The 14,366-nt window shown below is 58.2% G+C and carries 17 protein-coding genes; 10 read left to right on the plus strand and 7 right to left on the minus strand.

Annotation, left to right across the window (positions count from 1 at the left end; all coding sequences use genetic code 11):
* The first annotated feature begins 5 nt into the window (after window positions 1–5).
* The 6 genes from ACR0CA_RS19020 to ACR0CA_RS19045 are packed head-to-tail and all read left to right on the plus strand — an operon-like array spanning window position 6 to window position 4,685.
* Entirely contained in the window at window positions 6–1,718 is a 1,713-nt protein-coding gene (locus ACR0CA_RS19020; protein ID WP_480900706.1) for an ATP-binding protein, read from the plus strand.
* Between the two features lie 3 nt (window positions 1,719–1,721).
* Window positions 1,722–2,192: an HPr kinase/phosphorylase gene (locus tag ACR0CA_RS19025; RefSeq protein WP_480900707.1), complete on the plus strand. Its 471-nt coding sequence runs from the start codon at window positions 1,722–1,724 to the stop codon at window positions 2,190–2,192.
* Window positions 2,189–3,070 (plus strand): RNase adapter RapZ, encoded by an 882-nt coding sequence (rapZ, locus tag ACR0CA_RS19030; RefSeq protein ID WP_480900709.1) that lies wholly within the window; start codon window positions 2,189–2,191, stop codon window positions 3,068–3,070. Before ACR0CA_RS19025 ends, rapZ begins: the two co-directional genes overlap by 4 nt.
* Window positions 3,067–3,480, plus strand: coding sequence for a PTS sugar transporter subunit IIA (locus ACR0CA_RS19035; protein ID WP_480900710.1), 414 nt, complete (start codon window positions 3,067–3,069; stop codon window positions 3,478–3,480). Before rapZ ends, ACR0CA_RS19035 begins: the two co-directional genes overlap by 4 nt.
* Complete coding sequence (locus ACR0CA_RS19040) at window positions 3,477–3,746, plus strand: HPr family phosphocarrier protein (protein WP_170356715.1); 270 nt, start codon at window positions 3,477–3,479, stop codon at window positions 3,744–3,746. Before ACR0CA_RS19035 ends, ACR0CA_RS19040 begins: the two co-directional genes overlap by 4 nt.
* 39 nt (window positions 3,747–3,785) lie before the next feature.
* Complete coding sequence (locus tag ACR0CA_RS19045) at window positions 3,786–4,685, plus strand: lysophospholipid acyltransferase family protein (protein ID WP_480900712.1); 900 nt, start codon at window positions 3,786–3,788, stop codon at window positions 4,683–4,685.
* A 73-nt stretch (window positions 4,686–4,758) separates the two neighbouring features.
* Here ACR0CA_RS19045 and ACR0CA_RS19050 read toward each other — a convergent pair whose 3' ends face one another.
* A complete protein-coding gene (locus ACR0CA_RS19050; protein WP_170775370.1) occupies window positions 4,759–5,634 on the minus strand; it encodes a 3-hydroxybutyryl-CoA dehydrogenase in 876 nt (291 codons plus the stop codon).
* Window positions 5,635–5,796: 162 nt separating this feature from the next.
* On the opposite strand from ACR0CA_RS19050, the gene ACR0CA_RS19055 reads away from it, so the two are divergent.
* Window positions 5,797–6,618 carry a DUF6473 family protein gene (locus ACR0CA_RS19055; RefSeq protein ID WP_480900714.1) on the plus strand — a complete coding sequence of 274 codons (822 nt, stop codon included), beginning with the start codon at window positions 5,797–5,799 and terminating at the stop codon, window positions 6,616–6,618.
* A 77-nt stretch (window positions 6,619–6,695) separates the two neighbouring features.
* On the opposite strand, the gene ACR0CA_RS19060 is transcribed toward ACR0CA_RS19055, so the two are convergent.
* From ACR0CA_RS19060 to ACR0CA_RS19085, 6 genes are all read right to left on the minus strand, one after another.
* A complete protein-coding gene (locus tag ACR0CA_RS19060) occupies window positions 6,696–7,625 on the minus strand; it encodes an electron transfer flavoprotein subunit alpha/FixB family protein (protein WP_170775372.1) in 930 nt (309 codons plus the stop codon).
* Window positions 7,625–8,383, minus strand: coding sequence for an electron transfer flavoprotein subunit beta/FixA family protein (locus ACR0CA_RS19065; RefSeq protein WP_170775374.1), 759 nt, complete (start codon window positions 8,381–8,383; stop codon window positions 7,625–7,627). Before ACR0CA_RS19065 ends, ACR0CA_RS19060 begins: the two co-directional genes overlap by 1 nt.
* 185 nt (window positions 8,384–8,568) lie before the next feature.
* Window positions 8,569–9,141: a cob(I)yrinic acid a,c-diamide adenosyltransferase gene (locus tag ACR0CA_RS19070; RefSeq protein WP_170775376.1), complete on the minus strand. Its 573-nt coding sequence runs from the start codon at window positions 9,139–9,141 to the stop codon at window positions 8,569–8,571.
* Complete coding sequence (locus tag ACR0CA_RS19075; RefSeq protein ID WP_170356709.1) at window positions 9,142–9,345, minus strand: twin transmembrane helix small protein; 204 nt, start codon at window positions 9,343–9,345, stop codon at window positions 9,142–9,144. It abuts the gene before it with no gap.
* A gap of 77 nt (window positions 9,346–9,422) precedes the next feature.
* Entirely contained in the window at window positions 9,423–10,250 is an 828-nt protein-coding gene (locus ACR0CA_RS19080) for an SDR family NAD(P)-dependent oxidoreductase (RefSeq protein WP_480900717.1), read from the minus strand.
* A gap of 68 nt (window positions 10,251–10,318) precedes the next feature.
* The gene (locus tag ACR0CA_RS19085; RefSeq protein ID WP_480900718.1) at window positions 10,319–10,924 is read right to left on the minus strand and encodes an SH3 domain-containing protein; all 606 of its coding nucleotides are present in this window, start codon (window positions 10,922–10,924) and stop codon (window positions 10,319–10,321) included.
* Between the two features lie 201 nt (window positions 10,925–11,125).
* On the opposite strand from ACR0CA_RS19085, the gene parC reads away from it, so the two are divergent.
* From parC to ACR0CA_RS19100, 3 genes are all read left to right on the plus strand, one after another.
* Window positions 11,126–13,474: a DNA topoisomerase IV subunit A gene (parC, locus tag ACR0CA_RS19090; protein ID WP_480900720.1), complete on the plus strand. Its 2,349-nt coding sequence runs from the start codon at window positions 11,126–11,128 to the stop codon at window positions 13,472–13,474.
* Window positions 13,475–13,571: 97 nt separating this feature from the next.
* A complete protein-coding gene (locus ACR0CA_RS19095; protein ID WP_480900721.1) occupies window positions 13,572–14,162 on the plus strand; it encodes a hypothetical protein in 591 nt (196 codons plus the stop codon).
* Between the two features lie 113 nt (window positions 14,163–14,275).
* The coding region (locus tag ACR0CA_RS19100; RefSeq protein WP_215675807.1) for a GTP-binding protein at window positions 14,276–14,366 on the plus strand (91 nt) is incomplete at its 3' end.

Below are 14,366 nucleotides of genomic sequence, written 5' to 3' on the forward strand. Positions count from 1 at the left end.
GTCTGGTGCGCGATACGGAACACGCCAATGAGCTTCGCGACGGGGATGTCGTATTGGGGGATGACTGGGTCATCCCGCAGGATGCCGACGCGGCCGAACTGAACGCGACGCGCAGCCGTCGCAACCTGTTTGCCCTGCGCGGCTCGCCGCTGGCACGCAAGATCATCACCTTCAATTTGATCGCTCTAGTTACATTGGTCACCGGATTGCTGTATCTGGATGACTCGCGGGAAGAGCAGGTGGCGCAAACCGCGCAGAACCTGATGGGGGACGCCCAGCTTGTCAGTAACGTGTTCGAAGCGCAGTTGCGACAAAGCGAATTTGGCCTGTCTGAATATGCCGGAGAGCTGGACGTCAAGGATACTCTGGCCGAGTTGAGCCTGCCCGAAGGCGGTGAAGTCTTTGTTTACGATGGCTCAGGCACTCTGATCGGCTGGACACGCGGCGGTGAGACACAAATGCCGGGTCTGCTGAGCGTTGATGCGGATATTCAGACAGGCAGTACGTTGATCAGCGACGCGCTCAATGCTGTCTGGACGGGCTTGTCACGGGTTTTCACCAGTGACGATCAAGGGGTCGCTCCGACCCTGGCGCAACGGGTTCAGGCCATTATTCCCGGTGCCCTAGAGGGGCAGACGCAGGTTCAGGCGGTCAAAGATGACGCAGGTGAGACGGTGATCGTCGCGGCCTCGGCAATCCAGCTGGAAGGCGTGCCGGTCGGTGCCGTCGCCATGGCAGGACCTGCGGGCGAGATTGACGCTTTGGCCCGGCGCGAGCAGGAGCGGATCCTGCAAATGTTCGTCGTGGCGCTGTTGGTTTCCATTGGGCTCAGCCTTGTTCTGGCCTCGACCATTGCAAACCCACTTGCCGATCTTGCTGCGGCGGCAGAAACCGGAAAAGACCGCGGAACAGGGGTTAATCCCGGACGTATTCGTATCCCCGACTTGTCGGCGCGACCAGATGAAATCGGACGCCTCAGCCGCGCGCTGCGGGGGATGGTGACGGCGCTTTACAACCGCATTGATGCCAACGAACAGTTCGCAGCCGATGTCTCGCATGAAATCAAAAACCCGCTGGCCAGTCTGCAATCGGCTGTTGGCACCCTGCGTATGGTCAAGCGCGAGGATCAGCGCGACAAGCTACTGGATGTGATCGAACACGATGTGCGCCGCCTCGACCGATTGGTCAGCGATATCTCGAACGCGTCGCGTCTGGATGCCGAACTGGTGAAAGAAGAGGAGCAGCCCTTGGACCTGCTCAAGCTGCTTGGCAATATCGGGCAATATCTGGGTGAGGATGCGCGCTCGAAAGGGATTGACTATATCACCGATCTGCCCAGCCAACCCATTGTCATCAACGGGCTTGAGGCGCGTCTGGCGCAGGTTTTCGTCAACCTGATCACCAACGCGATTTCGTTCTGTGAAGAAAACGATGCAATCCGCGTTTGGGTGCGGCGGCGCGAAAACCGCGTGTTGATCGTGGTCGAAGATACCGGCCCTGGCATTCCCGAACAGGCGCTGACCAAGGTCTTCAAACGCTTCTATTCGCAACGCCCGGCCGAGCATTTCGGCAACAATTCAGGCCTTGGTCTGGCGATTTCGAAACAGATCATCGAGGCGCATGGCGGTGTGATTTGGGCTGAAAATATTCGCCCGACCGAAGCCGACATCACGTCGGACCCGCTGGGTGCGCGATTTGTGGTTGGGCTGCCGGTTTAACCCATGAGTGGCTCGCCCCTCTCTGATACTGAAAATCAGGACAAGGCCATCATCCACGCCAGTTGCGTTGCGGTAGATGGCCTGGGCGTTGTGATCATCGGCGCATCGGGGTCCGGCAAATCCGGCCTTGCATTGCAAATGATGGCTTTGGGCGCCGGGCTGGTGGGCGACGACCGTGTAGTGTTGCGCATGGACGGCCAGAACATCGTCGCAGAGGCCGCTCCCAATATCGGCGGATTGATCGAGGCGCGAGGCGTAGGCCTGCTGTGCGCCACAAACGTTGGGCCTGTTCCCGTCGCCTGTATCGTGGATATGGATCAAACAGAACAGGCCCGACTACCCGATCCGCTAGAAATTCGAGCCCTGAGGCAAACTGTTCCCTTGCTACGGGGCGGCGGCGTGCCCAATTTGGCCGCAGCACTCTTTCAGATGTTGAAAATGGGACGGGTGAACCCGGAATGGCCCAACACATGACACCGCAACGGCGCATCGTTCTGGTGACCGGTCCTTCGGGGGCCGGGCGTTCGACCGCGATTCGTGTGCTTGAAGATCTGGGATTCGAAGCCATCGACAACCTGCCGATGGGTTTACTTCTGCGCTTGCTGGATGGCTCGCAAGACGACCGGCCGATGGCGCTGGGAATTGATGCACGCAATCGCGATTTCTCGACCATTGGCTTTATCGAACTGGCCGCGAAATTGCGCCGGATGGAGCAGGTAGATCTGACCACGCTCTATCTGGATTGTACGGATGATATCCTTTTGCGGCGCTTTTCGGAAACTCGCCGCCGCCACCCTGTCGCTGCAAACGCCAGCCCTGAAACCGGTGTTGTGCAGGAAAAGGAACTGCTTGCCCCCATCCGCGAGATTGCTGACACCCTGATCGACACCAGCCCCTTGAACGTACACCAGTTGCGTGAAGAGGTTGAACGTTGGTTTGCCCCTCAAGGCGGGAGGCATCTGGCGGTTTCAATAGAGTCCTTTTCCTATAAACGCGGCCTACCGCGCGGGCTGGATATGGTGTTTGACTGCCGGTTTTTGGCCAACCCATATTGGCGGCCGGAATTGCGGGCAGACGATGGTCGAAACCCGGATGTAGCGCACTATGTTCAGTCAGACGCGAACTATGCACCGTTCTTCGAACGCGTGGTCGATTTGCTCAAACTGCTGCTTCCGGCCTATCGCGCCGAAGGAAAGGCCCATCTGTCGGTTGCCTTTGGTTGTACCGGGGGCCAACACAGATCGGTCGCCACCGCCGAGGCGGTTGCAAAAGCCCTTGCGGAGGAGGGGCAGCAAGTGGCAATTAGGCACCGCGAAATGGAACGTCGCTTGTTGAATGTGAGGCCGGATTGATCGGGATCGTACTTGTTGCACATGGTGGATTGGCCCAGGAATACTTGGCGGCTATGCAGCATGTCGTTGGACAACAACCCGGCCTGGTCGCAATCTCGATCGAGGCCGATCATGACCGGAACGCAAAGCAGGCCGAAATTTGCGCCGCTGCCGACAGCGTGGATGCTGGCGACGGCGTCGTTGTCGTGACCGACCTGTTCGGCGGCAGCCCATCGAATCTCAGCCTGCGGGCCTGTGCGCCACAGGATCGGCGCATCCTGTATGGCGCAAATCTTCCTATGCTGATCAAACTGGCCAAATCTCGCCATTTGCCGATTAGCGACGCCGTGCGATTGGCGATGGAGGCTGGACGAAAATATATCAATGCGCAAAATGTGACATTGGACGAAGACCGGATTGACCATACATGACCACCCGAAGCTTGAAGATCGTTAACGAAAAGGGGCTTCACGCCCGTGCCTCGGCCAAACTGGTTGAGGTGGTGGAAGGGTTTGATGCTCAGGCAGAAGTGTCGAAAGATGGGCTTTCGGCCTCTGGTGACAGCATTATGGGCCTTTTGATGTTGGCAGCGTCGCGTGGAACGACTATTGACGTCGAGACGTCCGGACCGGATGCTGAGGCGTTGGCCGATGCGTTGGAAACTCTGGTGAACGACAAGTTCGGCGAGGGGTTCTAACGGCACCTGCCGCAGGACCAAGAACGGGAAGACCAGGAATTGGCGGAAACAACGCACGAGACCAAGACAGGCCCGGTTGTAAACGGGGTCGAGGATCAGGGGGAAATCTACGACCGTAGAACTCTGACCTATGCAAATTCCTTTGACGATGCGTGGACGTCGACAGCCATCCGCGCGATCGAATGGTGCACCGGCAAACTGACCATTTTGCGCATGGTCAACAAGTTCGAAAAGAAGAACGAGTATTATCGAGGGCAACGGTTCTGGGGCGGTGCGCTCGAGGTTATGGGAATTGATCTGACCACCCCGCCGGAGCAAATCGCAAATATTCCAAAGGAAGGGCCGGTCGTTGTGGTTGCCAACCATCCGCACGGCATGGTCGATGGGATGATCTTCGCCGAACTGATCGGGCGTGTGCGCAGCGACTACCGCATCTTGACTCGCTCGGTTCTAACCGGGCTTGACGAGGCGGCGACGTCGTTCATGATCCCGGTGCCCTTCCCGCATGACCCCGAAGCACAAGCCAAAATGCTGGAAATGCGCGGCAAAGCCATGGAGCATCTCAAAAACGGTGGCGTCGTCGCACTGTTTCCCTCTGGCGTAGTGATGTCCTCCGATGACTGGTTCGGTCCCGCGATTGAGCGGGAATGGAATGTCTTCACTGCCAAAATGATCCGCCGCTCCGGCGCTCAGGTCGTGCCAATCTTCTTCCCAGGCAGCAATTCGCGCGCCTACCAGATCGCCAACAAACTATCAGCGATCCTGCGTCAGGGTCTGTTACTGCATGAAATCGTTCGCTCCTGCAACAAACCGCAGTCCCCCGTTATCGGCGAACCGATCTCGGACGAAGATATGCAGCTGCTCGAAACCGACCCGCGCGGTTTCATGGCCTGGCTCAGAAAACACACATTGTCCCTGCGCGAGGCGCCCAAACACTGATCCGCCTCTTCATCTGGCTAGAAATATCCCGGGGGTGAGCCCGGATAATTTCCGGGCGAGGGGGCTAGCCCCTTTACCGCGTCGGTACTGGGGCGTCACCCCTATAATCATAAAACCCACGTTGCGTCTTGCGACCCAACCACCCGGCCTCGACATATTTCGTCAACAGGGGGCACGGACGATACTTGGTATCGGCCAACCCGTCATGCAGTACATTCATGATCGCCAGACAGGTATCCAGGCCAATGAAATCCGCCAGTTCCAGCGGCCCCATCGGGTGGTTTGCACCTAGTTTCATCGATTGATCGATGGACTGTACATTCCCGACTCCTTCATAAAGGGTATAGACGGCCTCGTTGATCATCGGCATCAGGATGCGATTTACGATAAAGGCGGGAAAATCCTCGGCGCTGGCAGCGGTTTTGCCTAGCTTGTCGACCACCGCCTTGCAGGCACTAAAAGTGTCCTCATCCGTGGCAATCCCGCGGATCAATTCCACCAGTTGCATGACAGGGACCGGGTTCATGAAATGAAACCCCATAAACCGTTCTGGCCGGTCCGTGCGGCTGGCGAGCCGCGTGATCGAAATCGACGAAGTGTTCGACGTTAGAATCGTATGCGGCAGCAAATGGGGTTGCAGGTCTTCGAAAATGGCTTGTTTGACGGCCTCGCGCTCGGTCGCAGCCTCGATCACCAAATCGGTTTGCCCAAGCCGGGGCAATTCCAGCGTTGTTGTGATGCGCTTCAGCGCGTTCTGCATTGCCTCATCCGAGATCTTGCCGCGCGACGCCTGGCGGGCCAAATTGCCTTCGATTGTTGCCAAAGCACTATTGAGCGCATCCTGACTGACATCATTCAAAAGAACATCGTAATCCGCCAGGGCAAGGACATGAGCAATACCGTTGCCCATCTGTCCTGCGCCTATCACTCCGACTGATTTTACATCCATTTTTCGGTGCCTTTGTCTCACGGGTCAGGGCGACAGTATCGGTAGATTGGGGCGGGCGGCAAGAGCATCGGGTGCATCCAATTTGCTTCAAATGCGCACATTAGAGAATTCTCAAGACTTACGGCTGCAAGATGGCACCCGGGTGAAAAATGGGTGAGTGTTATGAGCTATCATCAAACAGGCTCGGGGATACCCGAGGATGCCGTTTGCCAATATTCTAGTGCGCGGCTTTGGTTTCGGGGGCCCAAGCGGTCCTTGGATACACCATATATGGCTTGTGCAGGAGGGACAGAAACCTTCGGTCGTTTTGTCGATCGTCCCTTTGCAGCAGTGCTTGAGGACCGGTTGGACCGGCGTTGTCTCAATCTCGGCAGTCTGTTTTGCGGCGTCGACGCGCTTTGTCAGGAAAAAGGCCTGCAGTCCATTTTAGACGCTGCAGAGCTATGCGTCTTACAGGCTCCGGACCTTTTGGGGCAATCGAATCGCTTCTATCGTGTGCACCCAAGGCGGAACGACCGGTTTCTTGCCGCGACCGATGACCTGATCTCGCTCTATCCCGAGATTGATTTCGCTGATGTCAATTTCGTGCATCATCTGATGAAACTGCTGCAGGGTCATCAGGATGCGAGGTTCGAAGCTGTGGCGGAAGAGTTGCGCCGAAACTGGGTCCGGGAGGTCGGCGGCCTGCTGCAAAGCCTGCAATCACCGGTGATCCTTTTGTGCCTTCGCGTCATACGGCAATCGGAAGACTCTCGACCAGTTCAGGAAACAGAAGTGCCGTTGACGCGTGAGATGCTGAACGCCGTCAGACCCTATTGCGCGCGGATTGTGCGGGAAACGGTGCGTGTTTCGGGCCAGTCGGATGAGTTGGAGGATATGTTGTTCGGTACGCTGCAACAACCGATGGCCGAGTTTATGATCGGACCCGCAGGGCATCGGTCGATTGCCGATGCGTTGGTCGGACCAATCCAGAATTTGCGCTAAAGAAAAGGCCCGCCAATCCGGCGGGCCCATCAGATTTTTCGTCGAAAAATCTCAGTCTAAAGATCTCAGTCTAAAGATCAGCCGAGTTTCTCAGTCAGTTCCGGTACAGCCTGGAACAGGTCGGCAACCAAACCGAAATCGGCAACCTGGAAGATCGGTGCTTCTTCGTCTTTGTTGATTGCAACGATGACCTTCGAGTCCTTCATACCAGCCAGGTGCTGGATCGCGCCCGAGATGCCTACGGCAACGTACAGGTCGGGGGCAACAACCTTACCAGTCTGACCCACCTGCCAGTCGTTCGGAGCATAGCCTGAGTCAACGGCGGCGCGCGATGCGCCAACGGCAGCACCCAGTTTGTCTGCCAGACCTTCGATCAGCTTGAAGTCCTCTTCCGAGCCGACGCCACGGCCACCCGAAACAACAACGCCAGCCGAGGTCAGCTCAGGTCGGTCGCTTTCGGCAACCTTGTCTTCAACCCAGGACGACAGACCGGGGTTGTCGCCGACCGAGATGGTCTCGACGGCAGCCGAACCGCCTTCGCCTGCCGCATCAAAGGATGCGGTACGGAAGGTGACGACTTTCTTGGCGTCGTTCGATTTCACGGTCTGGATCGCGTTGCCTGCGTAAATCGGACGCTCGAAGGTCGAACCGTCAACCACGCCGGATGCATCCGAGATCACCATCGCGTCCAGCAGGGCTGCAACGCGGGGCATCACGTTCTTGGCGTCGGTGGTCGCCGGTGCGACGATGTGCTCATAGCCATCGGCCAGGCCTACGATCAGGGCTGCCGTCGATTCCGCCAGACGGTGACCCAGCGATTCGTCTTCGGCGACCAGAACTTTGGCAACACCGTCGATTTTTGCAGCGGCCTCACCAGCAGCAGCGGCGGAACCACCTGCGGCTAGAACGGTGATGTCACCCAGCGCCTTTGCGGCGTTTACGGCTTTGGCGGTGGCGTCCAGCGCCAGCTCACCATTGTTGACTTCGGCGAGAAGAAGAACAGCCATTACACAGCCCCCGCTTCTTTGAGTTTCGCAACCAGCTCGTCAACCGAGCCCACGACGATACCAGCGGCACGTGCCGGCGGCTCTTCGGTTTTGACGATTTCCAGACGAGGAGTGACGTCGACGCCGTAATCGGCGGCGGTTTTCTCATCCAGAGGCTTTTTCTTCGCCTTCATGATGTTGGGCAGCGACGCATAGCGCGGCTCGTTCAGGCGCAGGTCAACGGTCACGATGGTCGGCATCTTGACGCTGATGGTCTGCAGACCGCCGTCAACCTCGCGCGTGATCTTGGCGCTGTCGCCTTCGATATCCACCTCAGAGGCGAAGGTGCCTTGGCTCCAGCCCAGCAGAGCCGACAGCATCTGACCGGTGGCGTTCATGTCGTTGTCGATCGCCTGTTTGCCCGCCAGAACGATGCCCGGCTGCTCTTCCTCGACCACTTTGGCCAGGATTTTGGCAACGGCCAGCGGTTCGATATCGGTGTGCACGTCGTCGGCTGCGACCACCAGGATGGCGCGGTCTGCACCCATGGCCAGCGCGGTACGCAGAGTTTCCTGCGCCTGCTTGACGCCGATGGAAACGGCAACGACTTCGTCAGCCTTACCCGCTTCTTTCAGGCGGATCGCCTCTTCGACGGCGATCTCGTCGAACGGGTTCATCGACATTTTGACATTGGCGAGATCAACACCGCTGCCGTCCGCTTTGACGCGAACTTTCACGTTATAGTCAATCACGCGTTTGACAGGCACGAGTACCTTCATTTTGCGCTTGCTCCTCACAAATAACGGTAAGCCGCGACGCGACTCCACCAATGCTCTCGGACGTCTGAATAACGTCTCAAGTCACGCGACAACAGGGCAAAATCGTCACCTCGTGGGCTTGGGACGTCGCGTTTCATGTTTTTTGACGCTACGGCGCGCAACAAAGGTGCCGTAGAGTCAACACCTCAGCGGTTTGCGCCCGGAATCCACAGCACATCGGCCGCGCCGTTTTCATTGGCACAGCGTGCGGCCACGAAGAACCAGTCGCTCAGGCGGTTAAGGTATTTCACCGCCGTTTCATTCACCGGTTCCATATTGGTCAGCTCAACCGCTAGACGCTCGGCCCGGCGCGAGACGGTACGGCACACATGAAGATGCGCTGCCAGTCGAGACCCACCGGGCAGGATGAAGCTGCGCAACGGTTGCAGCGCCTCGTTCATGGCGTCAATTTCGGCTTCCAACCGGTCGATCTGCGAGGGGACGATGCGCAGCGGCGTATATTCGGCCTCGGCATCCTTATCCATGTCGGGGCGGCAGAAGTCGGCACCCAGATCGAACAGGTCATTCTGGATGCGCGACAGTGCGGCCTCGACCTCACCATCAGCTTCAGTTCGGGCGACACCGACGAATGAGTTCAGCTCATCCACTGTGCCATAGGCGGCAACACGACCCGAATACTTGGCAACGCGCTCCCCATTGCCCAAGGCTGTTTTGCCGTCATCGCCTGTGCGCGTGTAGATTTTGTTAAGCACGACCATTTACTGACCTCCCTGTCCGCGCAGCCAGACGTAGAGCACGATCAGCACCACGGCAATGAATTGAAACAGGATGCGCAGCTGCATCATCTTGTTGCTTTTCAGCGCGGCACTTTTCCCGGCCTTGCCGAAGTTTGAAATGCCGATCACCAGCACGACGACAACCGCCGCCATGGCCAGCAACAATACGACCATCAAAAGGTCCATGGGTCCACCGTCCGCGTTTATTACATTGGCCTATCATCTAGACCCGCGAGACCAAAATGCGAACCGGTAATTTCGTCTCAGACATCCGACAGGATGCGGTCGATGACCCGCGTCGGCAAAATCCGACGCAGCCAGCCTGCGATATATGTGGGCGTCGTGACGTAGTAGCGGGGGCGGGGGCGCTTGGCCTCGACCGCGTGGACCAGCTTGTCGGACACGGCCGAGGCCGGCAGTTCAAACCGGTCGGGTCCCGAGGATTCGTAAAGCCGTTTCAGCAGCGATCCTTCGTACCGGCTGCGAAGGGCGGAGTTTTCCCAATCGATAAACCGTTCGAAGATCGGGATGGCGTTCTCTCTCAGCCGCGAGGTGATGGGGCCGGGTTCGATCAGGATGACCTTTATCTCTGTGTCGCGCAGTTCCAGTCGCAGCGTGTCGGTCAGGCCTTCGATCGCGTATTTCGTCGCCACATATGCGCCGCGCCAAGGGTACGCGACCAGTCCCAGTACGGATGAATTCTGGACGATTCGGCCACGCCCCTGCGCGCGCATCACCGGGATGACCTGGCGGGTTAGTTCGTGCCAGCCAAAGAAATTGGTTTCGAAGATGGCGCGCAACCCGTCGGTGGGAAGGTCCTCGACTGCTCCGGGCAGGCCGTGCGCGCCATTGTTGAACAGCGCGTCGAGAGTGCCTCCGGTTGCCTCAAGCACTTCGGCGAGCCCTGTGGTGATGCTGTCGGTGTCGGTATAGTCGATGCAGGGGCTTTCAAACCCTTGGGCGCGCAGCCGGTCGCAATCACGTTGATGACGGCACGAAGCAAAGACGCGCCAGCCCCGTGCACGCATTCCATGTGCTGCGTCCAGCCCGATACCGGACGAGCAGCCGGTGATTAGAATTGATTTCTGCATCATGTCCCCGAACCTGAGCCTGGCCCATAGCTAGGGTGAGGCTGAGCTCGGGACAATTGCTGCTTTGGCTAGTTCGTCGATTTTCCGACCAGCGAGGCAGAAATCCATCCGACCTGTTGCTGTGGCAACACGCGCAGACGCAGCCAGCCGGTGCCCGAATCGCTGAGAATTTCGACCTTCTGGCCAATCGTGGCCTTGCCGATGATCGGATAGATCGTGCCCGGCCCATCGCGCATATTGACCCGCGTGCCCGAGATTTCGCGGATGTCCTTTTCCGGCTCTGCCGGTGCTATCGGGTCAGCCTGTTGGGTTTCGGCAGGGACTTGTTTCAGACCCGTCACACCGTCCTCAAGCGACGCAAGCTGGATGCCGCTGGTTTGGGTGTCAAACACCGACAAGCCATTGAACCCCTCCAGGCTGGCGGGTTCGGCTACGAATTCGACAATCTCGGGTTGCTGTTTGATCGGTGTGATGCGCACGGTCGGCGTGCGCGCGGCCACGTTGGTGACAAGCGCCTCGGCGGCTGCTGGTGCGATCTGAGTCGGACTGGGCTGGGCAGCAACGCGCACGGGTTGTTCTGACCGCAGGCCGCGCGGTTCAAACTCGGGCCCTCCGCTCATGACATAGAAGCACCAGCCGAGTGCAGCGAAACTAATAACGATAAGGCGCGTCATGGCGCATCCCCCAGGTAATCGTGAAACATGAAATAGGCAGCAGCTTAATGATCCGGAGCGTACCATATCTTAGGCCCCGAGTCGAAAGATCGGGGGAAATCCAGCAGTTGCCTCCCCCTGTTGCAAAAAGCGCCACTTGTCCCCAGCAAAATGAGCGCCGGTTGCTTTACCGCGGCGCGCTTGCGTCGTATCACATCATATATGAACGACACGATCGATGACCCCAACATGGAGGCCCCCGAAGGCGGGGGCGAGGTAGCCGAACCGCTGCGCCGCGCGATTGGCGAACGCTACCTTACCTATGCTTTGTCCACCATCATGCACCGAGCGCTGCCCGATGCCCGTGATGGTCTGAAGCCGGTTCACCGGCGAATCCTTTATGCGATGCGCGAGCTGCGACTCAGCGCGACAGGGGGTTTCCGTAAGTCCGCGAAGATCTCGGGCGATGTGATGGGCAACTATCACCCCCACGGTGATGCCGCGATCTACGATGCGATGGCGCGTCTGGCGCAGGACTTTAACGTCCGCTACCCGCTGGTCGACGGGCAGGGGAATTTCGGCAACATTGACGGCGACAATCCGGCGGCCTCGCGATACACCGAGGCGCGGATGACCATCGTGGCCGAAGCGCTGCTGGAAGGTCTAAACGAAGACGCTGTCGATTTCCGCGACAACTATGACGGTACGCTGACCGAGCCGGTCGTGCTGCCTGCGCAGTTCCCGAACCTTTTGGCCAATGGCGCCAGCGGGATCGCGGTGGGCATGGCGACGAATATTCCGCCGCATAATATCTCGGAGCTTTGTGACGCCTGTCTGCATCTGATCAAGACGCCGGACGCGCGGGATGACACGCTGCTGAACTATGTCCCCGGCCCGGACTTTCCGACTGGTGGCGTGATTGTCGAGCCCCCTGAGAATATCGCGCAGGCTTATCGCACCGGGCGTGGATCGTTCCGCCTGCGCTGTAAGTATGAGGTCGAGGATCTGGGGCGTGGCCAGTGGCAGATCGTTGTCACCGAGATCCCGTATCAGGTTCAGAAATCCAAGCTGATCGAAAAGATCGCGGAACTGATCCAGACCAAGAAAATCCCCATCCTCGGCGATGTCCGCGATGAATCCGCGGATGACATTCGTCTGATCCTTGAGCCGCGTTCTAAAAACGTGGACCCCGAGGTGCTGATGGGGATGCTCTACCGCAACTCGGACCTTGAGGTGCGTTTCAGCCTGAATATGAACGTGCTGATCGACGGGGTGACGCCCAAGGTCTGCTCGATGAAGGAAGTGCTGCGCGCCTTCCTTGACCACCGGCAAGAGGTTTTGTTGCGGCGTTCGCGTCACCGCATGGCTAAGATCGACCACCGGTTAGAAGTGTTGGAGGGCTTTATCGTTGCCTTCCTGAACCTCGACCGCGTGATCGACATCATACGCTACGACGACGACCCGAAAGCCGCGTTGATGCGCGAGGATTGGGGCATCGACCACGTTCGTGCAACCGATGAATCCGATTACATCTCGCCCAAACCGGGCGAGGGCGAGTTGTCCGAAGTTCAGGTCGACGCGATTCTCAACATGCGCCTGCGCAGCCTGCGCCGTCTGGAAGAGATGGAGCTGGTCCGCGAGCGTGACGCGTTGATGGAAGAGCGCGCCAATCTCGAAGACCTGCTGGCTGATCCCGCCCTGCAATGGGCCAAGATCGCCGAGCAGTTGAAAGAGACCAAGAAGACTTTCGGCAAAGACTATGAAGGCGGCGCGCGCCGTACCCAGTTCGCTGAGGCTGGTCAGGTCGAGGAAGTGCCGCTTGAGGCGATGATCGACAAGGAACCGATCACGGTCGTCTGTTCTCAAATGGGCTGGATTCGCGCCATGACCGGCCATATCGACCTTAAGCGCGAGTTGAAGTTCAAGGATGGCGACGGCCCGCGTTTCATCTTCCATGCCGAGACCACCGACCGCCTGCTGGTCTTTGCCTCAAATGGTCGGTTCTACACAGTTAGCGCGGCCAACCTGCCCGGCGGGCGGGGCATGGGCGAGCCGCTGCGTCTGATGGTCGATCTGCCGAACGAGGCGCAGATCATCGACATCCTGATCCACAAGCCGGGGCGCAAGCTGCTGGTGGCCTCGGATGCGGGCAACGGGTTCATGGTGCCCGAGGATGATGTGCTCGCGCAAACCCGCAATGGCAAACAGGTCCTCAACGTCAAGGGCGACGAGACGGCAATGATCTGTAAACCGATCGATGGGGATCACGTGGCTGTCGTTTCGCAAAACGGCAAGTTCCTGGTCTTCCCCACCGAAGACCTGCCCGAGATGACCCGCGGCAAAGGCGTGCGCCTGCAAAAATACAATATGGCACGAGGGCGGCAGGGAACGCTGGAGCTGGATGGTGGATTGTCTGATATCACGACCTTCAACTGGGAAGAGGGCCTGAAATGGTCCATGGGCGGTGACAAGACCCGGCACGAGGCGGATATGTCTCAATGGCTGGCCAAGCGTGCCAGTGTGGGGAAAAAGCCGCCCTATGGCTTCCCGCGCGACTATAAATTTTCGTGATTGCGCGCCCACAACAGTGGAAATCTGCCGATGCGGCTTGGCACAAGTGGCATCGGTGCGCTAGATCAAAGAAAAACAGGCCTATCGAGACGAGACCATGTTGCGCATTCTGACCTTGATCACCGGACTGGCCCTGATGGGCGCTTGCACCCAGACACAGGTTTATGAACCGCCCGAGGAGCTTGGTGAATTCAGGCTGGGTATTAACTACGCAACCGCCGAGAACGCTATTCAGGGGCCTGTGTCTAGAGATGCAACGCCCGAAGAGTGGAAAGCTGCAATTGAAAGCGCAATGGAGACACGTTTGGGGCGGTACGATGGTAACCAAACTATCGATATCGGGATTCGGCTCGGCGGATACGCTTTAGCACCAGGGGCGATTCCCCCAGTAAACCCCAAAAGCGCTGCTATCGTGGATGTCGTAGTCTATGATACAACAAAGAAAGAGATTCTAGCTAAGGACAAACGCTTCCAGGTTCTGGAAGATACAACCACGGAAAGCTATCTGATCGGTTCCGGGTATACCAGAACCCGGGAAGAGCAAATGCAAGGTCTTTCTCTGAAGATTGCTGACAAGATAGAAGAGTGGCTGGCCGAGGAACATCAGCAGAACGGTTGGTTCAAAAGCCGCCCCGATCTGATCCAGCCGCTGGATTCCGGTGAACTCACGCAAAATCCAGCGTCGTAAACGGCTTTTCCCGCAGGATGTGCTTGATTTTCCCCTGCGAACCAAATATCTCGCGCGCGCAGATGTAACCACGGGACCACGGGTCCCCCAAATCGCAAAAGGGCGCCTGAGGAATGGCAAAGGAAAAGTTTGAGCGTACAAAACCGCACGTCAACATCGGCACGATTGGCCACGTTGACCATGGTAAGACCACGCTGACCGCAG

Source organism: Ruegeria sp. F12 (assembly GCF_056533885.1).